The organism is Algoriphagus ratkowskyi (assembly GCF_002150505.1).
Taxonomy (GTDB): domain Bacteria; phylum Bacteroidota; class Bacteroidia; order Cytophagales; family Cyclobacteriaceae; genus Algoriphagus; species Algoriphagus ratkowskyi.
In genome coordinates this window covers 57,552-77,615 of the sequence record NZ_MSSV01000021.1, presented here as the reverse complement: position 1 = coordinate 77,615, position 20,064 = coordinate 57,552, and the positions used below count along the sequence as shown (strand labels likewise).

At 40.3% G+C, this 20,064-nt stretch carries 20 protein-coding genes; 3 read left to right on the top strand and 17 right to left on the bottom strand.

The window, feature by feature from the left end; all coding sequences use genetic code 11:
* The first annotated feature begins 47 nt into the window (after positions 1–47).
* Positions 48–923, top strand: coding sequence for an ACP S-malonyltransferase (gene fabD, locus BVH02_RS18180; RefSeq protein ID WP_086502896.1), 876 nt, complete (start codon positions 48–50; stop codon positions 921–923).
* Positions 924–1,115: 192 nt separating this feature from the next.
* Here fabD and folK read toward each other — a convergent pair whose 3' ends face one another.
* Entirely contained in the window at positions 1,116–1,604 is a 489-nt protein-coding gene (folK, locus tag BVH02_RS18175; protein ID WP_086502895.1) for a 2-amino-4-hydroxy-6-hydroxymethyldihydropteridine diphosphokinase, read from the bottom strand.
* A 71-nt stretch (positions 1,605–1,675) separates the two neighbouring features.
* On the opposite strand from folK, the gene sppA reads away from it, so the two are divergent.
* A complete protein-coding gene (sppA, locus tag BVH02_RS18170; RefSeq protein ID WP_086502894.1) occupies positions 1,676–3,445 on the top strand; it encodes a signal peptide peptidase SppA in 1,770 nt (589 codons plus the stop codon).
* Positions 3,446–3,903: 458 nt separating this feature from the next.
* Here sppA and BVH02_RS18165 read toward each other — a convergent pair whose 3' ends face one another.
* Entirely contained in the window at positions 3,904–4,815 is a 912-nt protein-coding gene (locus BVH02_RS18165) for a flavin reductase family protein (protein WP_086502893.1), read from the bottom strand.
* A 156-nt stretch (positions 4,816–4,971) separates the two neighbouring features.
* On the opposite strand from BVH02_RS18165, the gene BVH02_RS18160 reads away from it, so the two are divergent.
* Positions 4,972–5,829 carry an endonuclease/exonuclease/phosphatase family protein gene (locus BVH02_RS18160; protein ID WP_086502892.1) on the top strand — a complete coding sequence of 286 codons (858 nt, stop codon included), beginning with the start codon at positions 4,972–4,974 and terminating at the stop codon, positions 5,827–5,829.
* Between the two features lie 215 nt (positions 5,830–6,044).
* Here the strand turns inward: BVH02_RS18160 and BVH02_RS18155 are convergent, their stop codons facing one another.
* The 15 genes from BVH02_RS18155 to BVH02_RS18090 form a co-directional block, all read right to left on the bottom strand.
* The gene (locus tag BVH02_RS18155; RefSeq protein WP_086502891.1) at positions 6,045–6,644 is read right to left on the bottom strand and encodes a zeta toxin family protein; all 600 of its coding nucleotides are present in this window, start codon (positions 6,642–6,644) and stop codon (positions 6,045–6,047) included.
* Entirely contained in the window at positions 6,637–6,798 is a 162-nt protein-coding gene (locus tag BVH02_RS21470) for a hypothetical protein (protein ID WP_158093911.1), read from the bottom strand. The genes BVH02_RS18155 and BVH02_RS21470 overlap by 8 nt, the downstream gene beginning before the upstream one ends.
* A gap of 301 nt (positions 6,799–7,099) precedes the next feature.
* The gene (locus BVH02_RS18150; protein WP_086502890.1) at positions 7,100–7,915 is read right to left on the bottom strand and encodes a GIY-YIG nuclease family protein; all 816 of its coding nucleotides are present in this window, start codon (positions 7,913–7,915) and stop codon (positions 7,100–7,102) included.
* A gap of 288 nt (positions 7,916–8,203) precedes the next feature.
* On the bottom strand, positions 8,204–9,403 hold the full coding sequence (locus BVH02_RS18145; protein WP_086502889.1) for a phosphoglycerate kinase: 1,200 nt from the start codon (positions 9,401–9,403) through the stop codon (positions 8,204–8,206).
* Positions 9,404–9,525: 122 nt separating this feature from the next.
* Complete coding sequence (locus BVH02_RS18140) at positions 9,526–10,491, bottom strand: L-threonylcarbamoyladenylate synthase (protein ID WP_086502888.1); 966 nt, start codon at positions 10,489–10,491, stop codon at positions 9,526–9,528.
* Between the two features lies 1 nt (position 10,492).
* Positions 10,493–11,206 carry a tetratricopeptide repeat protein gene (locus BVH02_RS18135; protein WP_394363996.1) on the bottom strand — a complete coding sequence of 238 codons (714 nt, stop codon included), beginning with the start codon at positions 11,204–11,206 and terminating at the stop codon, positions 10,493–10,495.
* A 41-nt stretch (positions 11,207–11,247) separates the two neighbouring features.
* Positions 11,248–11,685 (bottom strand): acyl-CoA thioesterase, encoded by a 438-nt coding sequence (locus tag BVH02_RS18130; protein WP_086502887.1) that lies wholly within the window; start codon positions 11,683–11,685, stop codon positions 11,248–11,250.
* Positions 11,685–12,236, bottom strand: coding sequence for an NUDIX hydrolase (locus BVH02_RS18125; protein WP_086502903.1), 552 nt, complete (start codon positions 12,234–12,236; stop codon positions 11,685–11,687). The genes BVH02_RS18130 and BVH02_RS18125 overlap by 1 nt, the downstream gene beginning before the upstream one ends.
* Positions 12,223–12,831: a hypothetical protein gene (locus BVH02_RS18120; RefSeq protein ID WP_086502886.1), complete on the bottom strand. Its 609-nt coding sequence runs from the start codon at positions 12,829–12,831 to the stop codon at positions 12,223–12,225. The genes BVH02_RS18125 and BVH02_RS18120 overlap by 14 nt, the downstream gene beginning before the upstream one ends.
* Positions 12,824–14,746: a RecQ family ATP-dependent DNA helicase gene (locus tag BVH02_RS18115; RefSeq protein WP_086502885.1), complete on the bottom strand. Its 1,923-nt coding sequence runs from the start codon at positions 14,744–14,746 to the stop codon at positions 12,824–12,826. The genes BVH02_RS18120 and BVH02_RS18115 overlap by 8 nt, the downstream gene beginning before the upstream one ends.
* Positions 14,747–15,520, bottom strand: a complete 774-nt coding sequence (locus tag BVH02_RS18110) for an enoyl-CoA hydratase/isomerase family protein (RefSeq protein ID WP_086502884.1) — start codon at positions 15,518–15,520, stop codon at positions 14,747–14,749. It abuts the gene before it with no gap.
* A gap of 62 nt (positions 15,521–15,582) precedes the next feature.
* Entirely contained in the window at positions 15,583–17,517 is a 1,935-nt protein-coding gene (locus BVH02_RS18105) for a ComEC/Rec2 family competence protein (protein ID WP_086502883.1), read from the bottom strand.
* Positions 17,518–17,989: 472 nt separating this feature from the next.
* Complete coding sequence (locus BVH02_RS18100) at positions 17,990–18,565, bottom strand: DUF3575 domain-containing protein (protein ID WP_086502882.1); 576 nt, start codon at positions 18,563–18,565, stop codon at positions 17,990–17,992.
* 35 nt (positions 18,566–18,600) lie between these two features.
* Positions 18,601–19,035 carry a GNAT family N-acetyltransferase gene (locus BVH02_RS18095; protein WP_086502881.1) on the bottom strand — a complete coding sequence of 145 codons (435 nt, stop codon included), beginning with the start codon at positions 19,033–19,035 and terminating at the stop codon, positions 18,601–18,603.
* On the bottom strand, positions 19,004–19,993 hold the full coding sequence (locus BVH02_RS18090) for a PhoH family protein (protein ID WP_086502880.1): 990 nt from the start codon (positions 19,991–19,993) through the stop codon (positions 19,004–19,006). The genes BVH02_RS18095 and BVH02_RS18090 overlap by 32 nt, the downstream gene beginning before the upstream one ends.
* Between the last annotated feature and the right edge of the window lie 71 nt (positions 19,994–20,064).

Sequence of the window (20,064 nt, the reverse complement as noted above, 5' to 3'; positions counted from 1 at the left end):
ACTTTAGGAAAAGCAGTATATTTACCTCGAACAAAAAACACTACTTAATGAAGGCATTTGTTTTCCCGGGCCAAGGCGCCCAATTCCCAGGAATGGGTAAAGCACTTTATGAAGAGAATCCTGCCGCAAAAGAATTATTTGAGCGAGCAAACGAGATCTTAGGTTTCCGTATCACTGACATTATGTTTGGAGGAACTGCAGAGGAACTGAAACAAACGAATGTGACACAGCCTGCGGTCTTTCTTCATTCCGTGATTTTAGCTAAAACTACTCCTGATTTCGCTCCAGATATGGTATCAGGTCATTCTTTAGGAGAACTGTCAGCTTTAGTGGCCAATGGTACACTATCTTTTGAAGATGGATTAGATCTAGTCTATCAACGAGCGCTTGCCATGCAGGAAGCCTGCGAAATCAACCCATCTACCATGGCTGCGATCTTAGGTCTTTCAGATGAAAAAGTAGAAGAAATCTGCGCGACATTCACTGAAGAAGTGGTAGTGCCAGCAAACTATAATTGCCCAGGTCAGTTGGTGATCTCTGGATCAAATAAAGGAATCGAGCTAGCTTGCGAAAAGATGAAAGAAGCCGGCGCCAAGCGTGCCTTGCCTCTTCCGGTAGGTGGTGCATTCCACTCACCTTTGATGGAGCCGGCCCGCGAGAAATTGCAGAAGGCTATAGAAGCTACTACATTCCACACCCCTAGCTGCCCTATTTATCAAAACGTAAGTACTACAGCTGTTACCGACATAGCTGAGATCAAAGCAAATCTAATCGCGCAGCTTACAGCTCCCGTGAAATGGACTCAATCTGTCCAAAACATGGTGGCGGATGGAGCTATAGAGTTTGTAGAATGCGGACCTGGAAAAGTACTCCAAGGCTTAGTCAAAAAAATCCATCCTGAAGCTGAGGTCTCAGGTCTTTAACACTAAAGATTTGTGTCTTTTAAAAGCTGAGATCATTTAGGTTTCGTGGAAGGGATAAAAGAATTTATAGAAAAAGCTTGGTTCAAAGTCTGAAGACTTTAGCCAAGCTTTTTTTTTCACATTTCACTTCTCACAATTTACAAATCTTCTACATCTTACCTTTCACGTTTCACCACATACACTTCTCACCACTTACAAAACTTTAAACTCTCTCACTTCACTCTTATCATCACATTCTTCCAGCATCTGCAAACTACTTTTCCCGAAAACAGGATGAATAAAATCTGGAAGAATCTCTGCCAATGGTACCAGAACAAATCGCCGCTCAGATAAGAAAGGATGTGGAATCTGAAGTGTAGCAGTATCTATTATTTGATCCCCATAAAAAATAATATCAATATCCATGGTACGATCACCCCAATGCTCCTCTCGTTTTCTCCCCAAATCTATTTCGATTTGTTGGGTAAATGCTAAAAGTTCAACAGGAGAATAAGCTGTTCTTATTTCAATAACCTGATTCATAAACGCCCCCTTAGCCACTCCACCCCATGCTTCTGTCTCATACACGGTAGACTTAAGCGTCAATTTACCGAACTTCGAAACAGCTTCGACAGCCGCATTCAAGAGTTTCATTCTATCTCCTTTATTCCCCCCAACTATTAAAACTACTTTTTCAAACATTGTCAGTATATAATTGCTTTTGTAATCATGCTTCAAATTAGGTTATTTTGGAACCTCAAATAATTTAGCTTATGAAATTCTTAGGAAATGTACTGGCGGTGATCGTCGGTCTTTTTGTTTTCAGCATTCTTGGTGTGCTGCTTATGCTCGGCTTGATCGGCATTGTAGCCTCATCAAGTGGAGGAGATGAAGTTACTGTAAAAGAAAATACAGTTTTGCATCTAGACTTAAATGGCAGAACTATCGTGGAGCGGACCTCCGATGATGATCTGGACCTTTCCATTTTTGGAAATCCATTTGGACAAGACATGACAGCTGGCTTGATCAACCTTAAAAAAGCCATTGAACAAGCCAAAACCAATGATAAAATCAAGGGTATTTACCTAAACACTGGACTTGTTTTTGCCGGCCAAGCGAGTTTGCTTGAGCTTCGAGAGGCTCTAGTTGACTTCAAAACTTCGGGCAAATTTATCATTGCTTATGATGAAGCTTATACAGAAGGTGGTTATTACATAGCCTCAGTAGCAGATGAAATCTACTTGAACCCACTTGGTGGAATCGACTTCAACGGTTTTTCTTCCGAAGGGATTTTCTTCAAAGGTCTTTTCGAAAAAGTAGGCGTGAAACCTGAAATCTTCCGTGTGGGAGAATTCAAATCTGCAGTTGAGCCATTTATCTTGGAAAAAAACAGCCCTGAAGCAAGACTTCAAACCCAGTCATTTCTGGACGATATGAATCAATTTGCGCTACATGGCGTCTCTGAATCAAGAGGAATTGCATATGACAGCCTGAAGAAAATCAATGATCTGATGTTAGTTCGCAAGCCTCAAGATGCAGTAACTTATGGTTTGGCAACTGACTTACTCTATTTTGATCAAGTTCTATCCAAGCTGAAAGAAAAGTTAGGCGTAGATGAGGATGATGATATCACAACAATCAACGTAACGGACTTAAATAAAACAGCTAAGTCCAAGAACATCACTTCCAAGAATAGAATCGCAGTAATTATCGCAGAAGGTGAGATTGTAGGTGGAAAAGCAGACGGCGTGATCAGCTCAGAGAAGTTTGCAAAAGAAATCCGAGATGCGCGTAAAGATGATAATATCAAAGCAATCGTCCTTCGTGTGAATTCTCCTGGAGGCTCAGTAGTTGCCTCAGAGGTGATCTGGAGAGAGATGGCTGAAGCAAAAAAGGCTAAGCCTCTTTATGTATCCATGGGCGAAGTAGCAGCTTCCGGAGGTTATTACATCGCAGCTCCAGCTGACACGATCGTTGCGCAGCCCAATACTATCACTGGTTCAATTGGTATCTTCGGAATGATGTTTAACGCTCAGGAATTGCTAAACGACAAACTAGGAATCACTGTAGATGTGGTGAAAACAGGTGAGCTATCTGACTTTATGAATCCAACCCGACCGATGACAGATGTGGAGAGAAATATCATACAAAACACTGTGGAAGATGGCTACGATGTATTCATTTCGAGAGTAGCAGAAGGAAGAGGTATGTCTGCTGAAGCCGTAAAAGAAGTTGCATCAGGTAGAGTTTGGACAGGAAATCAAGCTAAAGAAAGAGGCTTGGTCGATGTCTTAGGTGGACTAAATACCACTATCGAAATAGCCGCTGCAAGAATTGGCGCTGGCGAAGATTATCGAGTAGTTTATTATCCTACCAAAAAACCTTGGTTCGAAACGATCATGGAGGACCTAGGAAACAACGTTCAAGTTAGAATTCTAAAAAGTCAATTAGGTGAAAACTATAAGCTTTATCAGCAAGTAGAAAAACTGAAATCCTACGAAGGTGTTCAAGTAAGAATGCCACAGGATATCATCATAAAATAAAGAAAGCGGCTCAGGCCGCTTTTTTTTGTCATTTTTTCTTAACCGCAGTGAACGCAGAGTTTCTCGCAGAGAGCGCTATTTTTTTCTCAAATCCGTTTTCTTGACGTGAACGTTGGGGTTTAATTGGATTGCGGCTGTCCAGCTTGCCTAGAAGTTGAAACAGTATTAGTCTAGCTATCGCTGCGGCACTAACGCCAAATGGTAATGTCAGACTGAGCGAAGTCGAAGTCCATCTGTTCTTCTTCTCCAGATGCTGAACTTATTACAATTAATGCTCACGCAATGGCGCTAAGGCGCAAATTTTATGGAATAATCCCAATACAAGTTTATCGCAAGTAACTATGGCACGACTATCAGCAGACCAGGGAATTAGAATGGTACATGTGCCAGGAACAATAACAAAATAGCTATCGGAGTAGAAAACCTACTTTTACTACCAGCAAAACGCCGAAAACTGCTCACTGAGACTGCTCACTGTATCCTTCCTGCATCAATATCAACCAAGCTCTTTCGACATCATCGTCATCCAGCGCTTCTTTAGCCAACAAATGTAAGTGATCAGCCATAGAGTCTTGATCATACTGAAAGCGAACTTTCATCTCTTTGATCTCTGGGCTTTGTCCAAATTCTGCCACCTCAGCCTCACTTGGGAATGCTTCCACATTGCCCAATCTCCCGAGGTTATTCCCACTTAATATTGTGCTGTTTTTAACTGCTTCAGGCATTTGATCTATTCCAAGACCAAGCGTACGTAAAGGCTTTGGAATTTGAAATAGAGATGCGCCACTTGCTCGGCTGTACCAATTCCCGCCTAATCGTGCCACAGCATCTAACTTCCTAGGATCAATTACACCCATTTCATCCAAGATCGATTCATTTACATGCGCTACAAGCACCTCGCAAATCACCAGATTCCCTGCTCCTCCACTATCGCCAAGCGACTTTACCTCATTTACTTTACACTCAAAAGCCACATGTGCTTCCTTGATTCGAGGGGGTTTCACTTCATTTGACATCACCTGAGTAAACCCAGCTTTCTCGAACTCATTAACCCCTTTTGCATACTCTGTACTAGCAAGTGACATCTGCTCCACCATTCCAAAATGAACCACATGAATTACCACCTCTGGCACTTGCAACACGTTTTCGAGGGTATGCTTTGTTGTATTATCCCGCACTCTTCTCGAAGGGGAGAAAATCATTATAGCAGGATTGGTACTGAACAAATTAAAAAAACTAAAAGGACTCAAATTAACATTTCCATCAAGATCTACTGTGCTGGCAAAAGCAATTGGTCGAGGAGCTACGGCTCCCTGTAGCAAGGCATGAAATTCGGGAGTGGAGAGGTCAGTGGGATAAAAGGTTTTCATTAGATAGTGTTGTTGGGTGTTCGATGCAGGATGTCAGATGTTTTTTCAAAATCTATAATTTGAATTATAAAGTCTTTACATTTCATCTTGGTATTTCTAAAATTAAAACTCAAATTCAATTACATAAACCATTTTTCAAGAATAAGTTCTAAAATCATGCTTACAATCGCGCGTCACCTGTTAAAATCATTTGCATTTCTGCTCATTTTCGTGGTAGGAATCACCTTTCATTCTTCAGCTCAAACACACAATTTCGCTACGTTCAACATCCGATATGCCAATCAAAATGACGTCGGAAACCTTTGGGCAGATAGATTATCACATGTTTCAAGTTTAATTCAGTTTCATCAAATCGAGTTATTCGGTGTACAGGAAGCATTACATAATCAACTGACTGACTTGAGTACTGAACTTGGATATAAATATATTGGCGTTGGCCGTGATGATGGAACCGAAAAGGGTGAGTATGCCGCGATTCTCTATAACCCGAAAAAGTTTGAGATTCTAGATCAAGGCACCTTTTGGCTATCTCCAACTCCTGAGAAGCCGAGCAAAGGTTGGGATGCCGCATTGAATAGAGTTTGCACCTGGGGGAAATTTAAAGATGAATCTGGAAAATCCTTTTTTGTATTTAACATTCACTATGATCACATAGGTCAACAAGCCCGGGAAGAAAGCAGCAAATTGGTCATGGCTCAAGTAGCTAAAATCAACAAAGAAAACGCTCCAGCTATACTCATGGGAGACTTCAATGTAAAACCCGATAATGCAGCATATACCACGATCACCTCTGACCCAGATTGGAAAGACGCTAGACTGATTTCAGAGATCCCAGCCTATGGACCAGCTGGCACTTTCACAGGATTTGACTGGGAAAGAATGCCTGAGGGCATAATCGACCATGTTTTTGTCAAAGGTGACATCAAAGTCATTCGTCATGGAATTCTTACGGACAACTACGGCAAAAAGTACCCTTCTGATCACTTCCCTGTGTTAGTAGAAGTTGAATTCTAATAATTAAACTGATCTAAATTCAGTATTCGAAGTTCATCATTCTACATTCCCAATTAACCTTAGTTATGCTGCTTCTCCAGAAGCAGCATTCCTTTTTACTCTATTTAAAGAGCATAAATGGCACCATGCTAAAAGTAGAAACCCAGAAAAAAGAGGAAGTATTGTTTTACGGAGGATAGCGAGATTAGTGTATACTATCTGAATGCGACACACTATCATGTCAAGCATATAATTCTTGGAATCAATTCATCTAAGAATTCAGGGACGTGACCAACAGCCAAAACCTGCCCTTTTCCAATGCTTAAAATATGTTTTGGCTCTTGATAGTAATAACTGGAATTGAGTAAATGAACGTTATCGAAATACTGGAAATGCTTGTTCAAATTACGGTATCCCTCATAATAACGACTCACTATTTCACTTTCAGGAACGAAGTGACCGCCATTTTCAACTCTAATTTGCACGCGCCTTTTTGCTTCTTCTACTGAATCCAAGCAGAAAAAAACCAAATTCAAAGCAAACCCTGATTCTTTAAACATTTCAGGCCAAAATAATGGAGTTGAATTGAAATTGGTTTCGTAACAGAAATTCTTGCGCTTTAAAAGAGAATCCTGAATCTCACTTTCTAATTCGGCTGTAACAATACTGTGAGCCATTACATCTCTAAATTCTGTGTCAATTAACCTGTCATAGGTTTTTAAAAAGTTTTTGTCATAATCAAAGGGTATGACACCTTTAGGAACTATCGCATTGGAAAATGAGGATTTACCTGAACCATTGCAACCTGCAACCACCGTTAAAAAAGGCCTATCCACCGAATTGCGGTGATGGTCTAGGATTCAAAGTCAACCTTCCTTCTTTCAACTTTTCCTCATAAACTTTGATTTCTCTACGGATTCTTGGCATCTCTTTTTTGAGCTTTATATCCAAATCATTCAGAAAAGCTGTGATATCATCATGAGTTCCCATATCGTAAAGATATCAAATACTTAATTATATTCTAACTGAAGATAATTTTAAGAAGCTCTCTAAAAGACATCCAAAAATCTATCTGTAAAAAACCTCTAGAGTAATCCTAAATAACGGATATGGCAAAAAGCACCCTTCTGATCACTTCCCTGTGTTAGTAGAAGTGGAATTCTAACTACGCAAATCCTTTAATATTCAGGATTCGAAGTTCATCATTCGATGTTCATTATTCATAATTAACAATAGAGGTCTCCCGAGCTACCGGCATTTGACCTCGAAATTTTGAAATATTCAGCAACCGTCAATTCTCATTGTAGCCAAATCTTCTAGATTGTAATATCTGTTTCCACCAATTTTCCCGGGCTATAATAATTAAATCGTCGGTTGTAGATTTATAGATATCCAAAATTGAAAACCTAAAATTTTCCTGAACGTGAATGAAGTTTATAGGTGTTAATCCTATATTTCCACCATGCCCATTTCTAATATAAAAACGCCAACGACCTAAAATCATGCTTTCCCCATACGCTGAGCCTACATATTGTTTACCATTAGATATGTCTGTAAGTAAATAAACGCCCTTTTGATTTTCTAAGGCAGTTTTCCAAGTGTCCTTTTCGATTACTCTTTTTAATTCAATCCAAGAAATATTCACCTTATCATAGCCTGGAAAAAGATCATTGTCAAAAGTATCAGGCAATAATTGTGATACTTCGCAATCGTCTATTACAGATGCTGCATTCCGAATCATCATTTGAGATCTATTTTTAAATCTTATAATTAATCGCCCAAAGTATTTTTCGTATTCCTTCAATGCCTCATATTCGTAGCCTATTCCATTGTAGACATTTAAGTCTTTAGTCACTTTTCCAATATGGAACAACAACCAATAATTTTCTTTGGGGTGTATCTTGACAAATGCAATGGTCACTTGCCCTACTTTGTAAGATCTTTTATTAGGATAATTATGATAATGACCTTCGAGCATCACTTCAAGGTTACCATTTTTAAAATCGTCTATTGGGTTCCAATTATCTCTAAACATCAAATTGAATCTGATCTTCACATTCAACAAATCCTCGATTTGCAAAATCTCATTTAGATTTATTTTGTCCATTTTTCAATGTAATGGTTAAAAATCAACTTAGAAATTTAGATCATTTTTTTCTAGTGCTGTACCTAAAGGCACAGCAAAAGGATGCAATAATCAATGAGCTACCCATAGTTTGCCCCGATGGGGCAAGTTTTAGCTACAATTGGAGACGATCAAATTATTTAAGAAAATGTCTGTGCCCTTTGCGCCTTCCTTTGCGAGCTCTGTGGTTAAAAAAATCTTCGTAAGCGAGAGTAAAAAAATCTAAAAAAAGACCTTTGGGGTTTTGAAAACCCCAAAGGTCTGAAAGATTTAAGGCTCCAAAGCCGCAACTCCTGGAAGCACTTTGCCTTCCATATGCTCTAGCAATGCTCCTCCACCTGTCGAAACAAAAGAAACATCTTCTCCAAAACCAAACTTGTTCACTGCAGCAGCAGAATCTCCACCACCGATCAATGAGAATGCGCCAGCTTTAGTTGCTGCCACCACTGCTTCAGCAACTGCTTTTGTTCCTTTGTCGAAAGATGACATTTCAAAAACACCCATTGGTCCATTCCAAAGGATAGTCTTTGATTTCATTATTTCAGCTGCAAAAAGCTCTGCTGTTTTTGGTCCGATATCCAAGCCCATCCAGCCGTCAGGAATCTCCCCCTTATTTGCCAAAGCTTGCTCAGCATCATTTGCAAAAGCCTTGGAAATGACCGTGTCCACCGGAAGTATCAGGTTCACTCCTTTTGCCTTAGCTGTTTCCATAAGCTCCAAAACGAAGTCCAATTTGTCTGCTTCCAAAAGAGAATCGCCGATAGTTCCGCCTTGCGCTTTGGCAAATGTGTACGACATGCCTCCGCCAATTATCAAGGTATCCACTTTGTTCAGCAATTGCTCGATGATCATAATCTTATCGGCAATTTTGGCACCGCCCATGATTGCTATATATGGTCTCTCTACATTATCAAGAACTTTATCTGCATTTTTCAACTCAGAAAGCATCAAGTACCCACAAACTTTCTCTTTAAAGAACTCCGCTATTACAGCCGTAGAAGCATGCGCTCTATGTGCTGTGCCGAAAGCATCATTCACATAGATATCGCCAAGCTTGGATAGTTTTTTAGCAAAGTCAACATCGCCTTTTTCTTCCTCTTTGTGAAATCTAAGGTTTTCCAAAAGCAACACTTCGCCTGACTTCAAACCTTCAGAAAGCATTTCAGCTTCTCTCCCAATGCAGTCCGGAGCAAATTTCACTTTTCTATCAAGTGCTTTCTCTAATTCTACTACAATATGCTTTAAAGAAAATTTATCCTCTGGACCAGACTTAGGTCTGCCGAGGTGTGACATCAAAATCACTGAGCCGCCATCGTTCAATATTTTGTTGATCGTAGGTAGAGCAGCTTGGATTCTTGTGTCGTCTGTTACATTCAAATCCTTGTCCAAAGGAACATTGAAATCCACTCTCACGAGTGCTTTTTTTCCTTCAAAACTAAGGTTATCTACATTTTTGATTCTAGAGTTCATAGTATGGTTATTAGCTTTTGATGACTTTTATAGGTAAAAGTCAGGTGTGAATTTATCAAAGATTACGGCAAAAATCGACTTTCGACTTGGATCAATTTATTGAAAAAGACTTGAACTCAGTTTTATTCTTTTGTTGCAGCTCGTTTTAAACGATCATTTATGGCTCTGCCAAGTCCAGTATCAGGCATCAATTCCGCCAAAATTATAGTCGCATTTGATTCATCGAGTTTTCTCATCGCAGCAAAAAGATGTGTAGCTGCTTCCTTCAAATCAGAGTTTGGACTTAACGCTATTTGGTTTCTTCCAGAAACTACTGAAAAGGATTTATCTAAAGAAAGAACTGCGAAATCATCCCCTTGACCAAGATATTTCGAAATCAATTCATCCAAATCCCCGATCAAGAATGGTTTGCTAGGCGAATAATGGGTCTCAAGCAAACCTGGTGCTTGGGGATTAGAGGTGCTATAGCTTTTCACAGTCACTGGTCCAACTAGCTCCTCGATCTCGGAGATGTCCAAACCACCCAATCGATATACGATTATCTCATCATCTTCCATTCCTACTATAGTACTCTCCAGTCCCACCTTACACTTTCCTCCATCCAAAATGTAAGAAATCTTTTCTCCAAGCTGCGCTTGCACGTGCTGCGGAGATGTTGGGCTGATGTATCCAAATGGATTTGCACTAGGCGCTGCCAAGGGATAAGCTAGCTGAGAGAGTAATTCTAATGTAAGTGGGTGATCAGGTACGCGAACAGCCACACGCTCTAAGCCTGCAGTCACGATATCTGGAATGTTATTATTCTTTGGAAGTAAAAGTGTAAGCGGCCCTGGCCAAAAACGCTCTGCGAGAGCATTCAAAGACACTGGAATATCAGTTACATAGTTTTTAGCTTCCAAAAGAGAAGCAACATGAATAATCAGTGGGTCAAAACTAGGGCGATCTTTTGTCTCAAAAATTGAGGCAACTGCCACAGAACTCAGTGCATTCCCAGCTAATCCGTATACAGTCTCTGTTGGGATAGAGACTAATTCACCCGCATCCAACAGATGCTTTGCCTGCGATATATCTTTGCCTATGTCTGCCATCTTATTCACAAAAATCTTCTATCCAAGTTTTGGCTTCTGTAAAACCTAGCTGAAGAGCCAACTTCAAATCTGCACAACCTTCTTCCTTTTCGGCTTCTCCTAATGCCGACATTCTCGTCACTCCTAGTAAGTAAAAAGCAGCACCGTTCTGCCCATCCAAATTGATTGATTCTGTAAGCGATTGCATTGCTCCTGCTGGATCGTTGTTGCCTAGTTGGGCTTTGCCACGATTGAAATACACAAGCGCTTGATTAGGATTAGCCTGCAGCGCTTTGTCAAAATCCAACAAGGCATCTTCGTATTCCTCTAACCCTAGCAAAGCCAGTCCACGATTGTAATAAATATCGGTTTGATTAGGGTCTAGTATTGTTGCCATGTTATAGTCAGAAACTGCATTTTTGAAATTTTCAAGCTTCAAGTTTGCATTTCCTCTGTTGAACCAAGCTTTGTAGCTGGCAGAATCTGCATCGATTGCCGCCGTAAAAATAGGAATAGCTTCTTCGAATCTTTCTTCCTGGAAAAGTGCAGCGCCCTTAGCATTCAGTGCAGTCCCATTGCTTGGGTTTATCTCTAACGCGCGATTAAAGAAGCTGATAGCCTCACCCCAATTCTGGGAATCCATCTGCTGTATTCCAGCCTTCACCAATTCCTCTTCACTTGGGCTACAACCCATCAGTCCCGCTACTATCACGGCAATTATCCAAAGTTTTTTCACAGCTTAAATTTTGGGCAAAGATAAGGATTGCTCCATTTGTATCAGAGTTTAGGCTGAAGTTTTGCCCGATAGATTTCTGAAAGTGGACTTGGCTTTTTTGTATTGATATCTACAGAAACTACCGTACACTTACATTTCGCATACACTACCTCTTCTCCTTCTTTGGTTTTACCTACAAGATATTGCTCGAGATCAAAAGAGCTATTCCCTATTCTAGAACAGCTAAGTACAGCTTCTACTTCATCTTCCAAATGAATAGGCCGGATGAAATCCATCTCAACTCGAGCTACCACAGCACCAAACTCCATGATATCCCAATCGCATTTTCTCAGTAAAAACTCACCTCTTGAATGCTCGAAATAATTGAAATAAATCCCATTGTTTACATGGAGGTAGCCGTCAATGTCAGAGAACTTCACTTGAATAGGAATGCAGAAAGTCATCTCTGACTTAATTCCGGCAGGATCAATCTGGAGCATTAAAGTAGAATTTCTGATTTACTAGTCTTTTCAAGCATTCTCAGTATAGAAGGATTGTACCCAATCACATCTTGTACCGAGTCAAATGCTACCCAAGCCAATGAAATACTCTCATCGCTTTTGGCCAAGGGTTCATAAAGATCAGCTTCCAGAATATATCGAACATCAAAATGAAAGTGCTCTGGAACATGTGGACGCCCAGGGATGATGTGCTTATCCAAATCAAAAATAGTTTTATCCACAAACTCCAAACTCTTCAAGCCACTTTCTTCTTCTGCCTCTTTCATTGCTACTTCTAGCAGATCCTCATTTCCATCGGCATGTCCACCGAGCTGAAGCCATCTTCCAAGTTTGCGATGAAGCGTGAGCAGCGTATGAGTACGCTTTCTATTCACGACCCAAGCAGAAGCAGTAAAATGACCTTCCAGCCGAGCTCTTTCGTAGGCAATAGGAACCTCTGTCAAATCCCAAAAATCCTGGATAAAGTTGGCTTCTTCTTCATATGGAGTACGATATCTTCCTAGTTGCTCTCTTAAGTTAAATCTGTCCATCATGGGTTGCTTCTAATATATGATCAAGAAAATGATCGAAAGGTTTAGGGTCATGGTATAGCCTGTCCGAATAAAATGTCACTAAAACCTTGAGGTAGTTTGGCTGGTTATTCATGCTAACCTTCTCTATAGCAACATTGCCATAGAGTTGGGAAATCAGTTCATTTGCTGCAAGTTCAACGATTGGAGGTTTGAAATAATACTTATCGGTGATTTTAACTTGCTCATTTATTTCTTCCATTTTTCTATCCAAACTCACTTTTCTGTATCCCAAAGCTAGAACTCGCTGCGCAAAAGCCAAGAAAAGCAACGAAAAAGTTTGCTCATCTAGAGGTTCTTCATAGGTGATTGCAAATCCTCTAGCATACTTTGAGTCCAAAATATGGGTTTGGGGTTTGTCCTCAATCTGTATCGTTTTGAAGTGATAAGATTTGGAAATCAATTTGAAAGTCTCTGCACCTTCCTTCGAATTCATCCAACTTGTGGCATTTGCTATTTCCTCTAGTTTAATTACCACGTTTTCCTTATGTGTCACCGGCGATTTCTCCGATGACTTGAAAACTTTATTGAATAAATCGTCAAGGAAATTACTCATGAATTGTTAAGGTGTAGCTGCCAGAGGCGAGTCGTGTAATATATCCCTGTTCTTGCAAAATGCGCAAAACACGAAGGTTTTTTTCAGCCATTGGCAAACGGATGCTTTCGAATAGTTGACGTTCTGTTAACTCTCCCGCCTCACTTATAGTTTCGAGAATCTTATTTCTAAGCTTCGTTTCTGCCGCTTCAGGCTGAATTGCTTTGCGTAGTGCTAAGCAAATATCGCACACACCGCATTGCTGATCCGTCTTTTCTCCGAAATACTCCTGAATAAACTGCGTGCGACAAAGATTCGTTTGCTGACCATACTTTGCCATACTTTGTGCCTTATCCAGTGTCAATGCTCTCCGCAGCTCTATGCGTTTAAAGTTGAGAGGCATTTTCCCAGCATCATATCGAGGAGTCAAAAAAGTAATTTGAGGTTTGTCCTTACGCTGATCGTAAACCATTACTTCCAGCTGCTCTAGCTGCTTGAGTGACTTGATCACTTCACTTTCAGAAACATTAAGAGACTTCGCTAATTTTGATTCTTGAATTTTTATATACTCCGAAAAAACATTCCCACCGTAAGTTCGCATCATGATTTTGACCACAGGGTCTAGCTTTACATAGGCAATCTGAATCTCATAGAGCCTAGAGGGATCTACAGTGAAATGGATTTTGGAAGGCGAATAATAGCTTTCACTCAGTCCGATAAAACCCTCTTCTTCTAGCAACTTCAGCGCATAAAAGGTTTCCAAAACGCCTAATTGATAAGTGTTTGCAAACTCACTCCACTCGAAATCAAAACTACTCAACATGTTGCTACCCACTGCAATTCTGTAGTAGTTTGCAAGACATTGGTACACCCGTCTCACAAAATCTATCGGTGGATAAACCAGCTCCGCACGCGCCAATATTGTTTCGAAATCCTGCTTATTGGCTAACAGAACGCCATAGGCCTTTGCTGTATCTCGTCCAGCACGACCCGCTTCCTGATAGTAATTCTCTACGTTTTCTGGCAAATCACTATGAATCACCACCCGCACATCTGGCTTGTCGATCCCCATTCCAAAAGCATTGGTACTCACCATCACACGCACTTCATTTTTCATCCATGCCTCCTGCCGCTTGGCTCGGTCCTGCATGGAAAGGCCCGCATGGTAAGCGGAAGCAGAAATCCCGAGCTGACCGAGCGCCTTGGCGATCTGATGTGTTCCTTGTCGACTCCTCACATACCAGATGGCTGTACCATCGATTCTACTGAGTATCTCCAGTCCTTTTTCAAGTTTATTCTCTACTAGTCGCACACTGTAGCTCAAGTTTTTTCTTGCGAAACTCTGATGAAACTCTGCCGCCTTTTTCATCTCTAACTTCTCCATGATATCCGCACAAACTTGCGGAGTGGCAGAAGCCGTCAATGCCAAAACAGAAACTTTTGGGTGGAATATCCGAATCAGAGCAATCTCCAAATAAGGAGGACGAAAGTCATAGCCCCACTGAGAAATACAATGTGCTTCATCAACTGCGATAAGATTAACTTTCATCTGTCGAAAACGCTCTATAAAAAGCTCTGCTTTCAATCGCTCAGGAGAAACGTAGAGAAATTTATAATCCCCAAAAATGCAATTATCCAGCGTGCGATCAATCTCCCGATAGCTCATCCCTGAATAAATGGCCGCAGCTTTGATTCCCTGAGACTTTAGCGCATCTACTTGATCTTTCATCAAAGCAATCAACGGACTGATCACTAGACAAATCCCATCTAGCGTCAAGCCTGGAATCTGATAGCAAAGTGATTTTCCTCCGCCTGTCGGCAAAAGTGCAAGTGTATCCTGCCCAGCCAAAACTGACTCGATAATTTCTTTTTGGACTGGCCGAAAATCAGCATGCCCGAATACCTGATGAAGGATCTCAGTCGCGCGATTCAACATTTACCAATCGGGCGAAGTTTTAGACAAGAATGCCGCAATTCCCTTTTTACAGTCTGCATGAGCTCTAGCCTTGGCATTTATTTCCGCGGCGAGTTGCAGTGACTTATTTCTTTCTGTCTCATTTAGCTGACGCAAAAGTGCTTTCGTCTTCGCCATGGAGAAAGTTGAATTTTGGGAAATGAGCTTGAGTGCAAATTCTTGCACGGATTGTGAAAGAAATTCAGCTGGCTCTACGACAGTAATCAGCCCTAATTCGGCGGCTTTGGTTGAAGAGATAAACTCTCCAGAAAGTAGTAATTCCTGTGTTTTGGCAGCCCCAATCTGCTCCATTAAAAAGACGGAAACTAATGCTGGAACAAAACCAATTCTAACTTCAGTATAACCAAACAATGCATCAGGGACTGAAAAAGCGAAATCGCAAACTGTAGCCAATCCACAGCCTCCAGCCAAAGCATGGCCTTGAATCTCTGCTATCACGACTTTGGGTAGACAATAAATCAAATTAAATAACTCCATCAATCGGCGACTATCGGCTAGATTTTCCTCATAAGAAAAATCCTGAAGCTGCTGCAAATAAGCAAGATCTGCACCTGCACAAAATGCCTTTCCTGTAGATTTTAACACGATTACCTTCACATCCTCGTTTGCATTCATAGCCTCAAATGCGTTATATAATCCAGCAATCAACTCAGGACCAAGGGCATTGCGTTTCTCTGGTCTATTCAGGGTGATGGTTCCTATTCTATCGTTGATCTCTGTAAGTACAGCGTTCATTAGAATTATAAGTTAGGTTTGGGATCAAGTTAGTTTCAATAGCAGGCTTTGCAAAACCAAACTCAGAAAAGTATTCTGTAAGCCAAGGAATCTAACGGTAGAGAATGCCTCAATTCCATATTAACCCACTTTCCATCAGACCAATAATACATTGATGTCGGCGGAGAAGTAAAGTGGAGTTGATTTTCTTGCGGATGTAGCGTGACATTAGTCTTGAGAAAAGCCAGTTGTATTGAGTCTTTTTGTATAGCATATAAGGTTTTTGGCAACTGCGACACATGTTGTTGAATACGATTTCGATCTACAGAGTAGCTGATTTCACCTTCTTCTAGTCCTTGATTAAAAGAATATAGCTCGTTAAAAACCGAGAAATCAAACATGTGAGATTTCTTTCCTTGATATACTATCAGCTCCTTGGACGGCACATTCACTACGGAATACAGCTGGACTCCAGTCCATAGAAAAGCTAGACTCAATGCCATCCAAGTAAGTGTTCTTTTGGAACCAAATTCCCAAAAGGTAGCAATCAAAAGAATTCCCCACACCAATATCATTCCAGAAAAATCCATTGTCAATCGATCCAATTTTCCGCCAGGAATCAATCTTATGAGCTCTGCAATATAATTTTGGAACCAAATCAGCCAACTCAAAGCCCAGCCTAATACATCTCCCACCAGAGGAACCCATCCAAAAATCATCAGCGGCACACCTACTTGCATAATGACAAATGCCAGCGGTAAAATGAGCATATTACCGAGCAAAAAGTAGGTAGGAAAAATATGGAAATAATAGATGGAAAGTGGAAATGTGACCAATTGAGCTGCTAAACTGACCGAAATTAATTGCCAGATATATTCTAGCGCCTTGCTCCTAGGCAACCAGCAATTCAATATTAAAGGCTGGATCATTACTATGCCAAATACTGCCAAATAGGACAGTTGAAATCCTACCTCATAGATCACATCGGGATTAAAGGTGATCATAAGTATGGCTGAAAATGCCAGAATATTATAAATTGAAGGTCGACGCTCACGCATCTGTCCCAGTGTCAATAAGGAAAACATCGTCGCTGCTCGAACCACAGAGGGAGATAATCCTGTCAGAAAAGCGTAGAGCCAAATAATCAAAATGACGAATAAAAGGTAAAGCCTTGACTTTTCCTTTTTCATTTTGAGAGGCTTCAAAATCAGAATAAATAGCGCATAAATTATCCCAACATGAAGGCCAGAAACAGCTAGAATATGCATGACGCCAGCCTGAGTATACGCTTCACGAATGGTAGGATCAAGCTCCTTTTTCTGTCCCAAAAGTAAGGCTAAAGCAATTTGAGCAGATTTGTCATCAGGTATTTTCGACTTGAGCATCTCGGCAATATTCTGTCGTAAATGCACCAAAAAGTATTTAGGACCACTTTTGGATACCGAATCAACAACTTGAAAATCTTTACCAAGAAACTGCCGATAGGTGATCTCTTGCCTAGACAAGTATTCCTTATAGTCAAATTCATTAGGATTTCGAGGGCTTGCGATAGTCTCAGGTAATTTGTTCACCAGAAGTATTTGACCTGGCTCAAGCGGTTTCTTATTTTGATGATAAACAAGAATTTTCCCTTCTGCATCCGTCCATTTTCCTTCTTGAAAAACTGATTTCACTTCTAGAAGATTTTCGAAGGAATTAGGCTTTTGTTGATCGTACATCGTGACTTCTGCCAGATAGGAGACTGAATTAGAAAAATCGGTCTGCCGGGCAGATTGCTTCTGCTTATTGGCAACTAGAAGTGCTCCTAAAGCTATCAACGCTAAATACCCCAGATAACTTGGCTGATGGGTTGACTTACGTGTGGCAAGAAGTGATACAAAAATCAAGTACGCACCCCAAAGTAGTGACAGGATTATGGCTAGCGAAAGAAAGTTAAACGAAAAGGGAGATTGTGCCCAGAAGATCCCGAGCAATACAAAAGGGAGATACCGTAAAAATGGAAAGTCAGCAAATCTCATATCGAAAAAACTTAGAGATTTAATTTACTTTATTTTTCTATAAAATCTGCCGTAATTCTGATCAAGTTGTTTTTCCACTCTACCTATTATTGATTAGTATGAATATCCGCAATCTTGCCAGTAGCCATTAATTCTTTGCTCATCAGGCTGGAAGACTGAAGACAGTTGACCGAAGTGGCCTAAAATTTAGAGTTGAGCTTATTTCGTATTGCTTTAGTCTCCTTACTGGTAGAATTGCGGATATACATATTGATTAGTATGAATTTCCGCAATGATGCCAGTAAACCCAATTTTGCTTTGAAGGCTGGAAGAACGATGACGAGTGACCGAAGTGGCTTAAAAATTTAGAGTTAAACAGATTTTATAATGCTTATAACTGTTAACTGGTAAAATAGCGGATATACATAATTGATAGGCATAAAAAAAAGTCCCACAAATGCAGGACTCTTAAATCTCAATTTTTGATTAAATCTTAGAATCTGTAACCCAGGTTGAATCCAGCGTTAAACTCGATCGCTGTAAATCTATCAGATACTGCATCGCTAAAGTTCCTAGACACACTAGCAAATGGACCAAAAGCGAAATTTTTAGACATTTCCCACTTATATCCAGCCCCAGCACCTAAGATGAACGCATTCATATCAGTAGTTTGTATTCCATCCCCACTAACAGGCTCTTCAAAATCGCCAAATCTATATTTAGCTAAAGGGAAGATAAAAAATCTACCATTTGAATTGTCTCCAAAATAAAAATTCATAGACGCCTGCAAGGAATTAGTCTTGTACTTTTTCCCATTATTTTCATTATTGAATCCAAATCGATCATTAATGAGCCCTTTGAACTCTAAAGAATGGTCATCACTCAAATAACGCTCATAGCCTACTTCAAGTGATCCAAACCAGATCAATGTCACAAAATTCACATGAATTTCATTTGTAAAACCACCTGTTTTTGGTGTTGTTCCACCACTACTTGAAATAACCTCCTGAGCAAAACTTGCTGCGGCCATTGCAAGAATAAGAGTTAATGTAAAAATGGATTTTTTCATATTTCAATAATTAGTTGGTTGTTCAATGTCAAAACCTACGCCAATTGCATTTTATAGTGCATAATATTACACTCTTCGAATATATCTCCTACTATCTCAAAACCAAATTTTTGATATAGTGGCACTGCTGATAACTGTGCATGAAGGTATTTATTCATACTTGCTGCGTCTGGATTCTCCTTAATATCTTCTAAAACTGCCACTACCAAAGCTAGGCCTACACCTTTGCCTCGAGCCTCTTTCAGGACTGCAAACCGCTCTAATTTTACCCCATATGGAGTAACTCTCCAGCGTGCTGTTCCAGTTGGCTTACCATTTATGCATGCTATAAAGTGTTTGGAAACACTTTCAAATTCATCATATTCTTTATTCGGATCTACCTTCTGCTCAATTACAAAAACTTCTTTCCTAATAAAGTATGCTGCTTTCAGCTGATCATTACGAGTTATTTTTTCTACCTGCAGACTCATTTCTCTCTTGCTCTTTGTGATAATGATCTTTTTCGTATGCTTCGATGATGGATTTCACTAATCTGTGTCTGATTACATCTTTTCCACTCAGTTGTACCACCCCAATTCCTTTCACGTCTTTCAGGATTTTTAGTGCTTCAGTCAATCCACTTTTTTGTCTAATCGGCAGATCCACTTGCGTCTGATCACCTGTAATTATCACTCTGGAATTGGGCCCCATTCGGGTCAAGAACATTTTTATCTGCTCATTAGTCGTGTTCTGGGCTTCGTCCAGCAATACGAAAGCATCATGAAGTGTTCTTCCACGCATATATGCTAAAGGCGCAATTTCGATGACTCTCGTTTCTTGATAATATTTGAGCTTTTCGGGTGGCACCATATCTTGGAGCGCATCGTAAATTGGTCTTAAGTAAGGATCCAACTTTTCCTGCAAGTCACCAGGCAAAAACCCAAGGTTTTCTCCAGCTTCCACTGCTGGTCTAGTAATAATAATCCGTTTTACTTCCCTGTTTTTTAAAGCACGAACAGCTAATGCTACAGCTATATAGGTTTTTCCGGTTCCAGCAGGACCTAAGGCGAAAACCAAGTCATTCTGCATGGCAGACTCAACCAATTTTCTCTGGTTAGCTGATTTAGGTTTGATGACTAATCCTTTGTTGCCAAAGACGATGACCTGATCACGATTGGCTTCTTCGAAAGGTACGCCTTCCACATCAAGGTAGTCCTTCACGTTCTCTGGAGTGATGTGACCAAAGCGATCTATATGCTCTAGCAAAAGATTTAGAACATCATTAATTCGTAGAATCTCAGGAGCACCTCCTTGAATTCGAATCTCATTACCGCGAGAAATGATTTTACTTTGGGGGAATGCAGCAGCAATTTGCCGGATATTCTCATTGGCTTCGCCTAAAAACTCAGCCAAGGGGACATTTTCTAAGGTGATTACTTTTTCGACCAAACTATTTCTATTGATTAGATTTTCATTGAAGGTAGAAGAATAAAATATCTACTTTTGTTCGATACCCTCCC

Coding starts and splice junctions, on each gene's coding strand:
- BVH02_RS18165 (WP_086502893.1), bottom strand. CDS start 4,815: ATGAAAACCTTTTATCCCACTGACCTCTCCACTCCCGAATTTCATGCC.
- BVH02_RS18110 (WP_086502884.1), bottom strand. CDS start 15,520: ATGAACGCTGTACTTACAGAGATCAACGATAGAATAGGAACCATCACC.
- BVH02_RS21470 (WP_158093911.1), bottom strand. CDS start 6,798: ATGGGAACTCATGATGATATCACAGCTTTTCTGAATGATTTGGATATA.
- BVH02_RS18105 (WP_086502883.1), bottom strand. CDS start 17,517: ATGAGATTTGCTGACTTTCCATTTTTACGGTATCTCCCTTTTGTATTG.
- BVH02_RS18095 (WP_086502881.1), bottom strand. CDS start 19,035: ATGAGTCTGCAGGTAGAAAAAATAACTCGTAATGATCAGCTGAAAGCA.
- BVH02_RS18100 (WP_086502882.1), bottom strand. CDS start 18,565: ATGAAAAAATCCATTTTTACATTAACTCTTATTCTTGCAATGGCCGCA.
- BVH02_RS18130 (WP_086502887.1), bottom strand. CDS start 11,685: ATGCTCCAGATTGATCCTGCCGGAATTAAGTCAGAGATGACTTTCTGC.
- BVH02_RS18120 (WP_086502886.1), bottom strand. CDS start 12,831: ATGAGTAATTTCCTTGACGATTTATTCAATAAAGTTTTCAAGTCATCG.
- fabD (WP_086502896.1), top strand. CDS start 48: ATGAAGGCATTTGTTTTCCCGGGCCAAGGCGCCCAATTCCCAGGAATG.
- BVH02_RS18115 (WP_086502885.1), bottom strand. CDS start 14,746: ATGTTGAATCGCGCGACTGAGATCCTTCATCAGGTATTCGGGCATGCT.
- folK (WP_086502895.1), bottom strand. CDS start 1,604: ATGTTTGAAAAAGTAGTTTTAATAGTTGGGGGGAATAAAGGAGATAGA.
- BVH02_RS18150 (WP_086502890.1), bottom strand. CDS start 7,915: ATGGACAAAATAAATCTAAATGAGATTTTGCAAATCGAGGATTTGTTG.
- BVH02_RS18125 (WP_086502903.1), bottom strand. CDS start 12,236: ATGGACAGATTTAACTTAAGAGAGCAACTAGGAAGATATCGTACTCCA.
- BVH02_RS18160 (WP_086502892.1), top strand. CDS start 4,972: ATGCTTACAATCGCGCGTCACCTGTTAAAATCATTTGCATTTCTGCTC.
- sppA (WP_086502894.1), top strand. CDS start 1,676: ATGAAATTCTTAGGAAATGTACTGGCGGTGATCGTCGGTCTTTTTGTT.
- BVH02_RS18145 (WP_086502889.1), bottom strand. CDS start 9,403: ATGAACTCTAGAATCAAAAATGTAGATAACCTTAGTTTTGAAGGAAAA.
- BVH02_RS18140 (WP_086502888.1), bottom strand. CDS start 10,491: ATGGCAGACATAGGCAAAGATATATCGCAGGCAAAGCATCTGTTGGAT.